This window comes from Rhodoferax sp. GW821-FHT10B06 (assembly GCF_059415605.1).
In genome coordinates, this window is the sequence record NZ_JBWKNO010000004.1 from 1 (window position 1) to 15816 (window position 15816).

Genomic DNA, 15816 nt, shown 5'->3' on the forward strand with positions numbered 1-15816 from the left:
TGCCGTGGTCAACGTGACCGATCGTGCCCACGTTGACGTGGGGCTTGGTGCGCGTGAACTTTTCTTTTCCCATTTTTTCGACTCCGAAAAAAACAAACCAAATCAACCGAAATATTGGTGCCCATTCCGGGAATCGGACCCGGGACCTCTCCCTTACCAAGGGAGTGCTCTGCCACTGAGCCAAATGGGCATTTCAAGTTGCTACAAATTTGTAGCAACCTAAACAAAACTTTCGCGCCGACGATCGCTTTTGGAGCGGGAGACGGGAATCGAACCCGCGTCATTAGCTTGGAAGGCTAGGGTTCTACCATTGAACTACTCCCGCATATGAAGTAAAAACTTCTATGCGAAACGCCGCCGCTAAATCCAAAAACGCGCATCAACACATCAAAAACTCACAGCTCGCAAGCAAGCCTGTCGCTGGTGGAGAGGGCTGGATTCGAACCAGCGTACTCGTAAGAGGGCAGATTTACAGTCTGCTGCCATTAACCACTCGGCCACCTCTCCGGCGAACTTCGAATTATAGCATCACAATGCTATTGCATTTTGTGCGTCTACGTTCGATAGCTTTCTATTATAGCGTGCTTTCTTGTCGGTGGGAGGGAGAGTAGAAATTCTGCTCAGTCCATGTTGCTCCAGCGAATGGGCCGGGAGCCATGTCCTACCAAAAAATCGTTGGCGGCTTGGAAGTGGCCGCAACCCACGAATGGTGTCGGCGGACGGTTGGCTGACAAGGGGGATGGATGGTTTGCCTGTAGTACCAGGATATTGCGATCGTGTGCAGCCGCCAGTTGCTGGATCATGGGGGCCTTGGCTTGGGCATGGGCGCCCCACAGCATGAAAACGCAGATGTGCGCGGTTTGAGCTATTTGCGCAACGACGGCATCGCTGAGTGCTTCCCATCCTTTTTTTGCATGGCTGGCGGGGCGGCCGTCTTCTACCGTCAGGCAGGTATTGAGCAGCAGCACGCCCTGTTGTGCCCAGGATGTGAGCGATCCATTGGTGTCGGCTTGATGGGCCGGACGCAATCCTTCTTGCTGCAGTTCTTTGAAGATATTGCGTAGTGAGGGTGGAGGCGCTACGCCTGGCGCAACAGAGAATGCCAATCCCTCGCCTTGCCCTGGGCCGTGGTAGGGGTCTTGGCCCAAGATGACTACGCGCACGGAGTGTAGCGGCGTCAGTCGGAGAGCCCGTAGAGGTTCGGGTGGGTAGATGGTCGCCCGCTCGCCTAGGCGCGTGGCGATAAATTGCGATAGCTGCTTACCCTGGGGGCTGATCCAAAACTGCGTTACCGTGGTTTGCCAGTCGGGTGCCACGGCCCCTGGCTCTGGGGGCCACGTGCGTAAAGTGGGGATAGCGTCTGTTGCGTCAAGCAATGCAAGTTGTCGCGAGGCTTGCGTTGGTGTGAGCATCCCGTGTGGTTTGGATGCCGTCAATTAGTCCAGTCCAAATAATTTGGACAAAGCGGCGCCGGGTTCTTCTGCGCGCATGAAGGCTTCGCCGACCAGGAATGCGTCCACTTTGGCTTCACGCATGCGCTGTACATCAGCAGGGGTCATGATGCCGCTTTCGGTGACCAGGATGCGATCGGCGGGCACGTCTTTGCGCAGTGCCAATGTGGTTTCCACGCTGACCTCAAAGGTTCGCAGATTGCGGTTGTTCACTCCCACCAAGGGGGTTTTCAGTTTCAAGGCTCTTTGCAGCTCTGCTGCGTCGTGCACTTCCACCAGCACGGCCATGTCCAGGGTGCGGGCAATGGCTTCAAAATCGGCCATCTGTGCGTCGTCCAGGGCGGCTGCTATCAACAGGATGCAATCGGCCCCCATGGCACGCGACTCGTAAATTTGGTACGCGTCCACCATGAAATCCTTGCGCAGCACCGGCAGCTGGCAGGAGGCGCGCGCCTGCTTGAGGTAGTCGATCTGGCCCTGGAAAAACTGCTTATCGGTCAACACCGAAAGGCAGGCCGCTCCATATTCCGCATAGCTCTGGGCGATGTCGGCTGGAATGAAGTCTGCGCGGATCACGCCTTTGGAAGGACTTGCTTTTTTGATCTCGGCGATCACTGCGGCTTGACCTGCGGTAATTTTTGCCCTCATCGCACCCACGAAATCGCGGGTCAGAACGCGGGATTCGGCGTCGGCACGCATTTCTGGCAGAGGCTTGCGCTTGCTGGCTTGGGCGATTTCTTCGCGTTTGACGTCAATGATTTTTTGCAGGATGTCGGACATGGGGCGTAGGCGGGTTCAGATGGATCGACCTGCATTATCCCTCTACACCTTTCAGGGCAGTTCCACGCTGGGCATGCGGGCGACGATGGTGCCTGCACGGCTGCTCAGATAGCCGGAGTTGGGCAGTTTCTCGAAGTATTTGGGGCGCGGCAGCATCACGGCCAAGCGGGCGGCCTCAAATGCGCTCAGGCGCGCTGCTGGCTTGCGAAAGTAATGCTGGGCCGCGGCCTCCGCGCCAAATACGCCCTCACCCCATTCCACGTTGTTCAGGTAAATCTCCAGGATGCGCTGCTTGTCCAGCAGCAGCTCCAGCGCCATGGTCAGCACAAACTCTTGCCCCTTGCGCAGCAGGGTACGCTCGCCCGATAGCAGCAGGTTCTTGGCCAATTGCTGGGTGATGGTGGAGCCGCCGATGATTTTCGGAGCCCGCACTGGCGCCAGCGTCTTGGCTTTGGCGGGGGCTAATTTGGCGGCTCGCTCCTGGGCCTTCTCGTTTTTTTGCCAGGCTTTCTCCAAAGCCTCCCAGTCCACTCCGTCGTGATTGACGAAAGAGCCGTCTTCTGAGGCGATGACGGCACGCTTGAGGTTGTCGGAGATCTGCGCGTACGGCACCCACTGTTGCCTCCAGCGCAGTCCCGGGCTGTCGGGGCTGGTCAGCAGTCGCCAGGCTTCTGAACGTTCAAACGTGGTTGATTCAGGTGCAACAGCCACCATCATGGCAATACGACCGATAAAAAACAGCTGCAGTGCAAGTGTGGCAAAAGCCGCCAGCACGCACCAGCGCAATAGCGGGCGCATGGATCAGGCCAAGGTAGCGCGTAATTCGGCCAATACCTGGGCCGATGGTGGACGCACGCCGCGCCAGATCAGGAAGGCTTCTGCCGCCTGTTCCACCAGCATGCCCAGTCCGTCGCGCGGCACGGCCTGGTGTGCACGGGCCCAGTCCATGAAGCCCGCGGCGGCGGGGCCGTACATCATGTCCAGTGCCAGTGCGCCGGGCTTGAGTACTGCGGGCGATACCGGGACGCCGGCGCCGCTGAGGCTGCTGGCGGTCGCGTTGACCACCACGTCGAATGGACTCTGTACGTCGTGCAGTTCGCTGGCGTGCAATAGGGTCCCATGCTGCTGGGCCAGTGCCGTGTGGCGCGTCACCAGGTCGTCTGCCTTGGTCAGCGTGCGGTTGGCCACGGTGATGCTGCGTACCTTGGCTTCGATCATGGGGCCGATGACGCCGGCTGATGCGCCACCTGCACCTATGAGAAGTACATCTCGTCCCGCCAGGGCAAAGCCGGCATTAGATTGGATGTCATTGACCAGGCCGGCGCCGTCGGTGTTGTCGGCAAAAATGCCGTCCGGGCGCAGGTGCAGGGTGTTGCAGGCGCCTGCCAGTTGGGCCCGGGGCGTTTGCGTGGTGCTGATGCGTGCCGCGTCAAATTTGAACGGCACGGTGACGTTGCAGCCCAGACCGCCCTCGGCCCGAAAGGCGGCAACCGCTGCGTCAAAGCCATCCAGCGGGACCAGCTTTTTGCCGTACTGCAGGCTGTGGCTGGTCAATTCGGCGAAGCGGGCGTGGATCCAGGGAGACCGGCTGTGTTCCACCGGGTTACCCATTACGCAATACTGGTCCATGAAAAAGCTCTTTACAAAATAAGGGGAAATTCAGGGCGAAGCGCTGACCTTGGTTTCCAGCGTTTGGTCGCGGGTGAAGCGAAAGCGCGACACCACCACCAATTGGTCCACCTTGCTGCGCATTGCATCCGTAAAGGGGCCGAACGGGCCGGCGCTGCGCACAATGGCCTCGGCGCGGCGGTCCAGCACCCGGTTGCCCGAGCTTTCGGCAATCTGGGTGGCGAGCACCTGGCCATCAAAGTTGACGGTGACGATCATGGTGAGCGCGCCGTAGAGCTTCTTACCGCCGTATTCGGGGAAGTTCTCGGTGCCGCGGTCTTCCACCTTGTGGCGCAGGTTGTCGTAGTACACCGCGTACACCTCTTCCCGGGTGGAGGGGCTGACATAGCGGCGCTTGGGGCGCGAGTTTTCCTGGTTGATGCGGCGCTCGATTTCGGCCAGCAGGTTCAGCAACTGGCGGCGCTTTTCTTCCTGGGCCGTGGCCTCGGGCGCATTGCTGGCCAGCTTGGGGTCCGGCAACGGCATGGTAGCCAGCTTTTGACTGACCTGCGCCAGCAGCATGGCTTGCTGCTGCTGCATTGCGTCCATCTTGCGCTGGGTTTCCTCCATGGTCTCGCCGATGTCGGTAAACGCCGAAGGCGGCAGCGGTGAGGTGGCGCGCCCCCTGTCGGCCTCGCCGCCGCCGGCCAGTGAGGCCTGGGCAATGGCCGTGGCCTTGTCTGGCGGGGTGGTGGACTGGGCGTTGACCAGAATCACCTCCAGCGGCGTGTCCTGGAACACACGGTTGAAGCTCTCTGGGTCTATGAAGCGCACCGTCAGCAGCACCGCGTGCACGCCGATGGAGGTGCCCAGCGCCCACTGCAGAGTACTCAGATGGCGAATAGTGCTGAGGATGCGCAAGATCACGGTGTGGCGTCGGTGGCGGCGGGGGCCTCAGTTTCGTCGATATCGACAGCGATGGCGATAGGTCCGGCGCTGGGTTCGTCGTCTTCTTCGGTGTCGTCCTGCGGTGTTTCGGCCGGCGCATCCAGGCGTTCCACGACGGTGCCGGCAATGTCCAGCGTGATTTCGTCGATCGCACCCAATTGCACCCGCACCTTGGCGCCGCGCGGCAGGTCTTGCGTGCCCAGCACCGGCAGCACCAGGGGCAGGTTGTCGGCGCGCACCATGCCTTCTTTGAAGACGGTGCCGACGATGTCGCTGATGCTGTTTTGCTGCAGGTACTTCAGTGTCCAGAAGCGTTCCATCGCGCCCTGGTAGCCGTTGTAAGTGGCATACGCCGCGTCAAACATCGAGATGATGGAGAACAGGTCGGCATCCTTGGGCTTGAACGGCGCGGCCAGCGCGGCGGTCTTGCCGTGGCGGGCGCAGGCAATGATCTGCCACTGGTTGACCAGATCGGTGTAGCGGCGTAAAGGCGAGGTGCTCCAGGCATAGCTTTTGACGCCGATGCCGGCGTGCGGCAGGGCTTTGGTCCCCATACGCACCTTCACGCCCGGCAGCAGGCTGGCCTGGCTGCGGTAAATGCCGGGGACGCCGTTTTCGGCCATCCATTCGCCCCAGGTGCTGTTGGCCAGGATCATGGCCTCGGCCACGATCAGGTCCAGCGGTGCGCCGCGCTGGCGGGTGCTGATCTGCACCTGTTCGTTGCCGCTGGGCTCGGCGCCGTCGTTGCCAACCAGCTTGAAGTTGTAGTCGGGCCGGTTGAAGTTCTCTGGCTTGCCGCGGGCGATTTCGCGCAGGCCTTTCAAGTGTTTTGCCAGGCGGTATAAAAATGATAGCTGCTCGCGCTGGATATCCGTGCGCTGTAACCCATTTTCATGCTCAAACGTGGGATCTTCCAGCCAGGCCTCGGTGACCACAGTATCGAGCTGGTCATGGCGCAGGTTGGCTGCGATGTGCACGCGCTCCAGCCGGGTTTCGCTGGCGGTGATCTCCAGCGTCGCCTCGTCCAGCGTTACGTACAGCGACACGGCCGGGCAGTCGCGGCCTTCTTGCAGGGTGTAGTTTTGCACCACGGCGTCGGGCAGCATGGTCAGCTTGTAGCCCGGCATATAAACGGTAGACAGTCGGGAGCGCCCTAACTGGTCCACGGCGCTGCCCGGCGTGATGGCCAGGCCGGGCGCGGCGATGTGGATGCCGACCGTGACCGTGCCCGAGCCCAGGTTTTGCACTGACAGCGCATCGTCGATCTCGGTGGTTTGCGAGTCGTCGATGGAAAAGGCTTGCGCGGTGGACAGCGGTAGCTCGTCCTTGATTTGCGGCGCCTCCAGCGAGGGAAAACCCGTGCCTTTGGGGAAGTTCTCCAGCAAGAAGCGGCGCCAGTGGAACTGGTAGGGCGAGTCGATGGCCCCTGCGTGCTGCAGCAGCACCAGCGGCGCTTTGTGCGTGGCGCGCGAGGCTTCGACCACGGCCTTGTATTCGGGGCCGTTTTTGTCCGGCTTGAAAAGAATCTTGTAAAGCTGTTCGCGCACGGCCAGGGGGCATTCGCCACGGCCCAGCTCTTCGGCCCAGGCGGCGATCTGTAACTGCAGCTGGGCTTTTTTCTCGATGGCGGCCAGTGCCAGCTGCAGGATGTCGGCCGGCGCCTTGCGGAAGCGGCCTTTGCCGGCACGGCGGAAATAGTGCGGCACCTCGAATAGGCGCAGCAACATGGCGGTTTGCTGCTCCAGCGTGGCGTTGGCGCTGAAATAGTCGCGCGCCAGGTCGGCGAAGCCGAAGTCTTCCTCGGGGGCAAACTCCCAGGCCAGCTCCAGCTCAATGGTTTGGCTCAGCGCCTGGGCGTCGCGCAGCAGGATGGCGGGTGCCGGCTTGTCGAATTTCAGCAGCAGGTTGGCGGCCTTGACCTTGACCCGCTTGCCGCTGTCCAGCTCTACCTGGGCGGATGACTCCGTCTCAGACAGGATACGCCCGGCCATGAATTTTCCGGCTTCTTCAAATATTGCAAACATGGGATGAATTCTCCCATGCGGCGCGCCGGGGTCTGGCGAGTCGGCGGAAAGCGCTTGGTTTGGCGGTTTGGATATGTGGGGCTTAGCCGCTACGATCACAGCCTGTCGATGCGATTGTCCGCAGTTGACCTAATTGTGAAAACCCATGTCTACCCGATCTCCTGGCGAAATTGCACGCGAAACCCTGAAGCTGCTGACTACCCGTAAGCTGGTTCCTACGCCGGAAAACTACCAAGCGCTGTACCACGAGGTGGCTGGCACCATGGTGCCGGCCCATTTCCCCTACGAGCCGCTGCGGCAGATTGCGGCCTCCCTGCCGGCCAGAAATCCGGGCCAGCAGCGCCAGTTGGGCTTGATGGAGTCTGCGATCGGCCAGCGTAGCTGGGACGGTGTGCACAACGCGCTGATGGCCTATGCCAACTTCGGCGTAGCCGCTTCCGACAGCCTGCAAAGTGGTCTGCCCTCGGGGCCAAACCTCAGCAACCCGGCGTTGACCCCCGAGTTTATGGAGCAGATTGCGCGCCTGATCGGCAATATGCTGCCGGCGCTGGGCGACGAGGACACCCGGTTTCTGGCGCAAACCGAGGAACTGTTGAACTTCATGCGCCAGCCGGTGCCCGATTTGCCCCGCACCAAGACCATGCTGGCCGATTTCAGCCACCGTTTGTCGTTTACGGCAGAGGACCAGGGCGAGATCAAAACCGTGCTGCTGCAGTTGCTGCACCTGGTGTTTACCAATATTGGCGTGTTGTGCGTAGACGACCTGTGGCTGAAAGGGCAGATCGACGCCTTGATGGAGGCCTCCAAGCCGCCGTTGAGCTTGCGCCGGCTGGACGACGTGCAGCGTCGGCTGGTGGATGTGATCGCCAAGCAGTCCGAGGCCAAGGAGCGCGCCGTCGAAGCGCAACTGGAGATGCGCCAGCTGCTGGTGGCTTTTGTGGACCGCCTGTCCATCATGGGCGAGGCCAGTGGTGCCTACCAGAGCAAGATCGAGGAATGTGCCCGCCAGATAGAACAGGCTCAGTCGATTGAAGAATTGAGCCCCGTGCTGCAGGCTGCGTTGGGGGCCACGCGCCATATGGCACACGACACCCAGGCGGCGCGCGACCAGCTACAGGCCATGCGGGACAAGACCGAAAAGGCCGAGGCCGAAATCTTCAAGCTGCACCAGGAGTTGGACCGCGTGAGCGTGCAGGCCCGACACGACCCGCTGACCGGCGCCCTGAACCGCCGCGGCCTGGACGAAGTCATCCAGCGCGAGATCGCCAACGCCCGGCGCAAAGGCACGCCGTTGTGCCTGGCTTTGCTGGACGTGGATAACTTCAAGAAGCTCAACGACGACCTCGGGCACGAGGCAGGCGACGAGGCGCTGAGCCATTTGGCCAAGGTGACGCGCGAATCCATGCGCCCACAGGACAGCCTGGCCCGTTTTGGAGGCGAAGAGTTCGTGATCGTGCTGCCGGACACCTTGCTCGACATGGGGGTTGTCGCCCTGACCCGGTTGCAGCGCGAGCTGACCAAGAAATTCTTTCTGCGTGAGAACCAGAAGGTGTTGATCACCTTCAGCGCCGGCGTGGCCCAGTTGGCTGCCGACGAAGACGGCCAGGAATGCATCAAGCGTGCGGACAAGGCGATGTACCTGGCCAAGCGCACCGGCAAGAACCGGGTGTTGGGCGGCTAAGGCGCCTCAGCCGGCACCAGGGGTATACAGCCTGCGCCGATAATTGCGCCATGTCTGTTGTTTTTGAAAAACCACCCCTGTGGCGGCGCATCGCCCCCATGTTCCGCGGCTTTGACGGGCCGCTGGCATTTGCTGTCTTTATGCTGGTGTGTGCCGGGTTGCTGACCATGTATTCGTCCGGCTACGACCATGGCGCCCGGTTTGTGGACCATGGCCGCAATATGCTGCTGGCGGGGGCCATTCTGTTTGTGGTGGCGCAGATTCCGCCGCAGCGCCTCATGGCTTTTGCCGTGCCGCTCTACACAGTGGGCGTGGCCTTGCTGATTGCTGTGGCTATCTTCGGTATTACCAAGAAAGGCGCCCGGCGCTGGCTGAATGTGGGTATCACCATCCAGCCCAGCGAGATTTTGAAGATCGCCATGCCCTTGATGCTGTCCTGGTGGTTCCAGCGGCGCGAGGGGCAGCTCCGTCCGCTGGACTTTCTGGTCGGCGGCGTGTTGCTGGCGGTGCCGGTGGGTCTGATCGTCAAGCAGCCCGACCTGGGCACCGCCATTTTGGTGATGACGACCGGTTTGTCGGTGCTGTTTTTTGCCGGTTTGAGCTGGAAGCTGATCGTGCCGCCGGTGCTTTTGGGCTTGGTCGGCGTTGGCCTGGTCGTGTGGAACGAGCCGGCACTGTGCGCCGATGGCGTGCGCTGGGTGGTGTTGCATGACTACCAGCAGCAGCGTATTTGCACCCTGATGGACCCGAGCCGCGATCCGCTGGGCAAGGGCTTCCACATCATCCAGGGCATGATCGCCATCGGCTCGGGCGGCGTGCTGGGCAAGGGCTTTATGCAGGGTACGCAAACCCATCTGGAATTCATCCCTGAGCGCACCACCGATTTCATCTTTGCCGCCTTTTCCGAAGAGTTCGGCCTGATCGGCAACCTGTTGCTGATTGCAGGCTTTCTGTTCCTGGTAATGCGGGGGCTGGTGATTGCGATGGACGCGCCCACCATGTTCTCGCGCTTGCTGGCGGGCAGCGTGACGCTGATCTTCTTCACCTATGCCTTCGTCAATATGGGCATGGTCAGCGGCATCCTGCCGGTGGTGGGCGTGCCCTTGCCCTTTATCAGCTATGGCGGCACCGCCATGGTGACTTTGGGCTTGGGCCTGGGCATTTTGATGTCCATCGCCAAGGCCCGGCGGCTGGTGTTGTCCTAGGCCGCGCCATGGGGATGCGCTGCGTCGTACGCGCAGCCCGGATCGCAGGCCTAAAATGCCTGCATGACCCTCCGTGAACCCACCCTCGAACGCCTCGCCATTGCCCAATCCCTGTTGCTGGACCCGTTCGGTCTGACGCCCGCGCACCTGAGCCGGGCGCTGGCCGAAATCACCGCACACAAGGTGGATGACGCCGATCTGTACTTCCAGTACACCCGCAGCGAGGGCTGGAGCCTGGAGGAGGGCATCGTTAAAACCGGCTCCTTCAGCATCGACCAAGGCGTGGGCGTGCGCGCCGTTAGTGGCGAGAAAACCGCCTTCGCCTATTCCGACGACATCTCCGAAGCCTCGCTGCTGGATGCAGCCCGTACCGTACGGGCGATTTCGGCTGCAGCGCAGACAAAACGTACGAAGGTAGCTACGCAAAAGATAGCAAAAGGGCGCAGCCTTTATCCTGGTGTGGACCCGATTGCCTCGCTGGACAGCACGGCCAAGGTGAAGCTGCTGGAGCGGGTGGAAAAGCTGGCCCGCGCCAAAGACCCGCGCGTTGCGCAGGTCATGGCCGGCCTGGCCGCTGAATACGATGTGGTCATGGTCGCCCGTGCCGACGGCACGCTTGCGGCCGACGTGCGCCCGCTGGTGCGCCTGAGCGTCACGGTGATTGCCGAGGCCACAGTCAAGGGCGTGGTACGCCGCGAAGTGGGCTCGGGCGGCGGTGGAGGCCGTTTCGGTCTGGCCTATTTTGACGACGCCATGATCAACCAATATGTGAACGACGCTGTGCATGCGGCGCTGACCAATCTGGAATCACGGCCCGCTCCGGCCGGCGTTATGACGGTGGTGCTGGGCTCCGGCTGGCCCGGCATCCTGCTGCACGAGGCTATCGGCCACGGGCTGGAAGGCGACTTCAACCGCAAGGGCTCCAGCGCATTCAGCGGTCGCATCGGCCAACGCGTTGCCGCCAAGGGCGTGACTGTGCTGGACGATGGCACCATTAAAGACCGCCGTGGCTCGCTGAACGTGGACGACGAAGGTCACGCCAGCCAGCGCAATGTGTTGATTGAAGACGGCATCCTGAAGGGCTACATCCAGGACTCGATGAACGCCCGTTTGATGGGCGTCAAGCCCACCGGCAACGGCCGCCGCGAAAGCTATGCCCACATCCCCATGCCCCGGATGACCAACACCTATATGTTGGGTGGTGACAAGGAGCCAGCGGAAATCATCGCCAGCATCAAGAAGGGGCTGTATGCCAGCAACTTCGGTGGTGGGCAGGTGGACATCACCTCGGGCAAGTTTGTGTTCTCCGCCAGCGAAGCCTACTGGGTGGAAAACGGCAAGATTCTCTACCCAGTCAAGGGTGCGACCATCGTCGGCAGCGGCCCTGAATGCCTGAAAAAGGTCAGCATGATCGGCAACGATATGAAGCTGGATCCGGGCGTGGGTACCTGCGGCAAGGAAGGCCAGAGCGTGCCCGTGGGTGTGGGCCAACCCACCTTGCGTATCGACGGCCTGACGGTCGGCGGCACAGCCTGACCACGGCCCTAGGGTTTCGCCCCGGCATGTTGTGCAAATGACTGTGGTACATTGATCCTCTATGCAAAAGCACGTGTTTGCCTTTTTTTACTTTTGGTTCTCGGTCCCCGGCGGATGAGAGGCTAAGCTGTAAAAACTGCAAGTCCTTCCTAAAAACCGCCGGAGTCCAAAACTCCGGCGGTTTTTTTTCGTTTGTTTGTTTCCCATATCCATCCTTACAGGAGTCACCCCATGAATGCGAAAACCTATCCCGCCAGCAGTGAAGCCTGGTATGCGAGCGTCGAAAAAACAAGCCAAACCGACGACGAACGTATTAAGGATATTTCCGTGCTACCACCTCCAGAACATCTGATCCGCTTCTTCCCCATCCGCGGTACCGCGGTGGAAACACTGATCACCGACACCCGCAAGAACATCCACAACATCATTTCCGGCTCGGACGACCGCCTGCTGGTGGTGATTGGCCCTTGCTCCATCCACGACCCGGCCGCCGCGCTGGAATACGCCCGTCGACTGCACGCCCAGCGCCTGAAATACGCCGACACGCTGGAAATCGTGATGCGTGTCTACTTCGAAAAACCACGTACCACCGTGGGCTGGAAGGGCCTGATCAACGACCCCTACTTGGACGAGAGCTACCGCATCGACGAAGGCCTGCGCATCGCACGCCAGCTGCTGATCGAGATCAACCGCCTGGGCCTGCCTGCTGGCAGCGAGTTCCTGGACGTGATCTCGCCACAGTACATCGGAGACCTGATCTCCTGGGGCGCCATCGGTGCGCGCACCACTGAAAGCCAGGTGCACCGCGAGCTGGCGTCGGGCCTGTCGGCACCGATCGGCTTCAAAAACGGAACCGACGGCAATATCCGTATCGCCACCGACGCTATCCAGGCTGCCGCCCGCGGCCACCACTTCCTGTCCATCCACAAGAGCGGCCAGGTGGCCATCGTGCAAACCAATGGCAACAAGGACTGCCACGTGATCCTGCGCGGCGGCAAGACCCCTAACTACGATGCCGCCAGCGTCGCCGCTGCCTGCGCCGAGCTGGCAGCGGCCCAGATGCCAGCCACGCTGATGGTGGATTGCAGCCACGCCAACAGCAGCAAGCAGCACGAGAAGCAGATCGACGTGGCGCGCGACATCGCTGGCCAGGTGGCCGGTGGCTCGCGCCAGGTGTTCGGCCTGATGGTGGAAAGCCATTTGCAGGAGGGCGCACAGAAGTTCACCCCCGGCAAGACCGACCAGAAAACCCTGGAGTACGGCCGCAGCATTACCGACGCCTGCCTGGGCTGGGACCAGTCCCTGCAGACGCTGGAAATCCTGTCCGACGCGGTGAAGGCGCGCCGCGCACGCTGATTGCTGCCTGCGCCAGGGGTTTAAGGGAAATAGGCCTCTGGCGCAGCTAGTACCTGCGCTGGCAGCTATTTATTTTGTAGCGCCTCCAGCAGCTTGGCGTGGATGCCGCCAAAGCCGCCGTTGCTCATGCAAAGTATGTGGTCGCCCGGCTGGGCGGCTGCGCATACCTGCTGCACCAGGGCGTCGATGCTGTCGGCGACCTGCGCCCGGGCGCCCATGGGCTCCAGCGCACTATGCGCATCCCAGCCCAGCCCGCCCGTGTGGCAGAAGGCCAGGTCGGCTTCTTCCAGACTCCAGGGCAACTGGGCCTTCATGGCGCCCAGCTTCATGGTGTTGCTGCGCGGCTCGAATACGGCCAGGATGCGCTGGCTTGGCGGCAGGCGCCGGCGCAGCCCGTCCACCGTGGTGCGGATGGCCGTGGGGTGGTGGGCGAAATCGTCGTAAACCGTGATACCGCGCACCGTGCCGCGCACTTCCATGCGCCGCTTTACATTCTGAAAACTGGCCAAGGCTTCGGCCGCTACGGCGGGCGTAACGCCCACATGGTCTGCTGCGGCAATGGCGGCCAGGGCATTGAGTTGGTTGTGCACTCCACCCAGCGACCACTCCACCGTAGCAACCGGTTGGCTCTGTTGCAGTACATCGAAGTGGTGCGGCTCGCCACGCGCGCTGAAGTCGCTGACCGCCGCGCCAAAGCTGCGTACCTCGCTCCAACAGCCCTGGTGCAACACGCGGGTCAGGCTTTCTTCCAGGCCGTTGCTCACCACACGCCCACTGGGCGGCACGGTGCGCAGCAGGTGGTGGAACTGGCGTTCGATGGCAGCCAGGTCGTCAAAGATGTCGGCGTGGTCGAACTCCAGGTTGTTCAGTACGGCCGTGCGCGGGCGGTAGTGCACAAACTTGCTGCGCTTGTCGAAGAAGGCTGTGTCGTATTCGTCGGCCTCGATGACAAAAGTTTTGCCGCTGCCTAGGCGGGCGGACACGCCGAAGTTCAGCGGCACGCCGCCCACCAGAAAGCCAGGGGCCAAGCCGGCGTGTTCCAGCACCCAGCTCAGCATGGCGGTGGTGGTAGTCTTGCCGTGCGTACCGGCTACGGCCAGCACGTGCCGGCCTTGCAGCACGTGTTCGGCCAGCCACTGCGGGCCGCTGGTATAGGGCAGGCCCGCGTCCAGGATAGCTTCCATCAGCGGAAATTTGGGGCTGCCGTCGGCCAGGCGGGCGCGTGACACCACGTTGCCGACCACAAACATATCGGGTTTGAGGGCCAATTGGTCTGCCGAAAAGCCTTCGATCAGGCCGATGTCCAGTGCGCGCAGCTGGTCGCTCATGGGTGGATAGACCCCAGCGTCGCAACCGGTAACCCGGTGCCCGGCTTCGCGCGCCAAAGCCGCCAGCCCGCCCATGAAAGTGCCGCAAATACCCAGAATATGAATGTGCATGGCGGGGATTTTAGGGGGGCTGGGCGACCCCCTCCGGGCTTTGGCAAAAGGTGCAAAATCCGGTTCATGCAAGCATTGACTTCTGAAATCGCGGCCACGGCCGCCCGTCTGGTGGTCGAGGAGGGGCTGGAGTACGGCCCCGCCAAGCGCCGTGCCGCATCCCAGTTGGGCGTGGGCCGTGCGCCCTTGCCCAGCAATGACGATCTGGAAGACGCCGTGCGCGAGTACATCGAGCTGTTTTGTGAAGACACCCAGCCGGCCGAGTTGCGGGCCTTGCGCTCCATGGCCCTTGTGTGGATGGAGCGATTGGCCGTATTTCGGCCCCATTTGTGTGGCGCGGTCTGGCACGGCACGGCAACCCGCTTGTCGGATATATCCATCCAGCTGTTTTGCGACGACTCCAAATCGGCAGAGATTGCCTTGATCGACCACCGCGTGCCGTATGAACCGGCCACGGTCACCGGTTTTCGGGGCGAGCCGGTTGAGTCCTTGAGTTTCGCCAGCCAGAGCCCTGAGCTGGGTTTGGCCGTAGGTGTGCATTTGATGGTGTACGACCTGGATGATTTGCGCGGCGCGCTGAAGCCGGATAGCAAGGGGCGCAGCCCGCGCGGCGATACAGTAGCCGTGCGTAACCTATTGCAGGGGGCGGCATGAGTGCCGCAGCGTCAGTGCAGCGCCGGCGGGTGGTCGGCGGCGTTGCAGCCGTGGCCGGTTTGGCCGGAGCTGGCCTGGCTTGGTGGAGGCATCAACCGGAGTCCACATTGAACGAGGCTGAACAAGCGCTATGGGGGCTGCGTTTCGATACGCCCTCCGGCGGGGGCTTGGATATGCAGGCATTGCGTGGCAAGCCGGTGCTGCTGAACTTCTGGGCGACCTGGTGCCCACCCTGTGTAGAGGAGATGCCGCTGATTGACCGTTTTTTTAAGGAAAATGCGGCTAACGGTTGGCAAGTTGTGGGATTGGCCGTGGATCAACCAGGGGCTGTGCGGCAATTTTTGCAAAAAACTCCGGTCAGTTATCCTATTGGAATGGCCGGATTGGGCGGTACGGAGCTGGGGCGGTCTTTGGGCAACCTGAGCGGCGGCCTGCCCTTTACACTGCTGCTGGGGGGCTCCGGTGCTGTGCTTCATCGTAAAATGGGTAAGCTAAGCCCCGCTGATTTGCAGCTGTGGGCCGGGTTGAAGTAGAGGCTTCAACCTTCATGCACGCCGTCTTTTTGAATAAATTTCAACCCGGCGTGTACATCGAAATCAAAGAAATAAGCGACTGTTCGATCAATTTGGGGTAGATTGCCCCATTTTCTTACGTCGTGGCTGGAGGTTTTATGGATTTGCGCAAACTCAAAACGTTGATCGACTTGGTGTCTGATTCCAATGTGTCGGAACTGGAAATTACCGAGGCCGAGGGCAAGGTCCGCATCGTCAAGGGTGGTGGTGCCATGGTGTACCAAGCCGCTCCCGTGATGATGGCGCCCGCGCATACTGAAGCGGTGGCCCCTGCCGCGCCCGTTGCGGTGGCTGCCGCACCGGTGGCTGAAGCAGCCACTGGCCACGTGGTGAAGTCGCCGATGGTGGGCACTTTCTATCGCTCTTCCAGCCCAGGTGCCAAGGCCTTTGTGGAAGTGGGTAGCCAGGTCAAGGAAGGCGACACCATCTGCATTATCGAAGCGATGAAGATTTTGAACGAGATCGAAGCGGACAAGGCCGGAACGGTGGTGCAGGTCTTGTGTGAAAACGGCCAGGCTGTGGAATACGGTCAGCCTTTGTACGTGATCGAGTGATCCCGCAG

The 15816-nt window shown here is 61.4% G+C and carries 14 protein-coding genes and 3 tRNA genes; 7 read left to right on the plus strand and 10 right to left on the minus strand.

Going from position 1 to position 15816, the window contains the following annotated elements; translation table 11 throughout:
- Window positions 1-115: 115 nt before the first annotated feature.
- The 9 genes from AC07O2_RS07385 to AC07O2_RS07425 form a co-directional block, all read right to left on the minus strand.
- A tRNA-Thr gene (locus tag AC07O2_RS07385) sits at window positions 116-190 on the minus strand.
- Between the two features lie 61 nt (window positions 191-251).
- Window positions 252-325, minus strand: a tRNA-Gly gene (locus tag AC07O2_RS07390).
- A 96-nt stretch (window positions 326-421) separates the two neighbouring features.
- Window positions 422-507, minus strand: a tRNA-Tyr gene (locus tag AC07O2_RS07395).
- A 113-nt stretch (window positions 508-620) separates the two neighbouring features.
- Complete coding sequence (locus tag AC07O2_RS07400) at window positions 621-1412, minus strand: uracil-DNA glycosylase (protein WP_495075097.1); 792 nt, start codon at window positions 1410-1412, stop codon at window positions 621-623.
- A gap of 24 nt (window positions 1413-1436) precedes the next feature.
- Window positions 1437-2231: an indole-3-glycerol phosphate synthase TrpC gene (trpC, locus tag AC07O2_RS07405; RefSeq protein WP_495075098.1), complete on the minus strand. Its 795-nt coding sequence runs from the start codon at window positions 2229-2231 to the stop codon at window positions 1437-1439.
- 51 nt (window positions 2232-2282) lie between these two features.
- Window positions 2283-3029 carry a monofunctional biosynthetic peptidoglycan transglycosylase gene (mtgA, locus tag AC07O2_RS07410; RefSeq protein WP_495075099.1) on the minus strand — a complete coding sequence of 249 codons (747 nt, stop codon included), beginning with the start codon at window positions 3027-3029 and terminating at the stop codon, window positions 2283-2285.
- A gap of 3 nt (window positions 3030-3032) precedes the next feature.
- Window positions 3033-3860 carry a shikimate dehydrogenase gene (gene aroE, locus AC07O2_RS07415; protein ID WP_495075100.1) on the minus strand — a complete coding sequence of 276 codons (828 nt, stop codon included), beginning with the start codon at window positions 3858-3860 and terminating at the stop codon, window positions 3033-3035.
- A gap of 30 nt (window positions 3861-3890) precedes the next feature.
- Window positions 3891-4760, minus strand: a complete 870-nt coding sequence (locus tag AC07O2_RS07420; RefSeq protein WP_495075478.1) for an energy transducer TonB — start codon at window positions 4758-4760, stop codon at window positions 3891-3893.
- A gap of 2 nt (window positions 4761-4762) precedes the next feature.
- Window positions 4763-6811: a ribonuclease catalytic domain-containing protein gene (locus AC07O2_RS07425; protein ID WP_495075101.1), complete on the minus strand. Its 2049-nt coding sequence runs from the start codon at window positions 6809-6811 to the stop codon at window positions 4763-4765.
- A gap of 145 nt (window positions 6812-6956) precedes the next feature.
- Here AC07O2_RS07425 and AC07O2_RS07430 point away from each other — a divergent pair, with 145 nt between their 5' ends.
- The 4 genes from AC07O2_RS07430 to AC07O2_RS07445 all read left to right on the plus strand — a co-directional run bounded on the left by AC07O2_RS07430 (window position 6957) and on the right by AC07O2_RS07445 (window position 12589).
- Window positions 6957-8492 (plus strand): GGDEF domain-containing protein, encoded by a 1536-nt coding sequence (locus AC07O2_RS07430; RefSeq protein ID WP_495075102.1) that lies wholly within the window; start codon window positions 6957-6959, stop codon window positions 8490-8492.
- 50 nt (window positions 8493-8542) lie between these two features.
- Window positions 8543-9697, plus strand: coding sequence for a rod shape-determining protein RodA (rodA, locus tag AC07O2_RS07435; RefSeq protein WP_495075103.1), 1155 nt, complete (start codon window positions 8543-8545; stop codon window positions 9695-9697).
- A gap of 63 nt (window positions 9698-9760) precedes the next feature.
- Entirely contained in the window at window positions 9761-11233 is a 1473-nt protein-coding gene (tldD, locus tag AC07O2_RS07440; RefSeq protein ID WP_495075104.1) for a metalloprotease TldD, read from the plus strand.
- A gap of 231 nt (window positions 11234-11464) precedes the next feature.
- Window positions 11465-12589, plus strand: a complete 1125-nt coding sequence (locus AC07O2_RS07445) for a 3-deoxy-7-phosphoheptulonate synthase (RefSeq protein ID WP_495075105.1) — start codon at window positions 11465-11467, stop codon at window positions 12587-12589.
- A 65-nt stretch (window positions 12590-12654) separates the two neighbouring features.
- Here the strand turns inward: AC07O2_RS07445 and mpl are convergent, their stop codons facing one another.
- Window positions 12655-14028 (minus strand): UDP-N-acetylmuramate:L-alanyl-gamma-D-glutamyl-meso-diaminopimelate ligase, encoded by a 1374-nt coding sequence (gene mpl / locus AC07O2_RS07450; RefSeq protein WP_495075106.1) that lies wholly within the window; start codon window positions 14026-14028, stop codon window positions 12655-12657.
- A gap of 66 nt (window positions 14029-14094) precedes the next feature.
- Between mpl and AC07O2_RS07455 the strand changes: the two genes are divergently transcribed.
- The 3 genes from AC07O2_RS07455 to accB all read left to right on the plus strand — a co-directional run bounded on the left by AC07O2_RS07455 (window position 14095) and on the right by accB (window position 15808).
- The gene (locus tag AC07O2_RS07455) at window positions 14095-14682 is read left to right on the plus strand and encodes a hypothetical protein (protein WP_495075107.1); all 588 of its coding nucleotides are present in this window, start codon (window positions 14095-14097) and stop codon (window positions 14680-14682) included.
- Between the two features lie 107 nt (window positions 14683-14789).
- The gene (locus AC07O2_RS07460; RefSeq protein ID WP_495075108.1) at window positions 14790-15215 is read left to right on the plus strand and encodes a TlpA family protein disulfide reductase; all 426 of its coding nucleotides are present in this window, start codon (window positions 14790-14792) and stop codon (window positions 15213-15215) included.
- Between the two features lie 137 nt (window positions 15216-15352).
- A complete protein-coding gene (accB, locus tag AC07O2_RS07465; RefSeq protein ID WP_495075109.1) occupies window positions 15353-15808 on the plus strand; it encodes an acetyl-CoA carboxylase biotin carboxyl carrier protein in 456 nt (151 codons plus the stop codon).
- Window positions 15809-15816 lie beyond the last annotated feature (8 nt).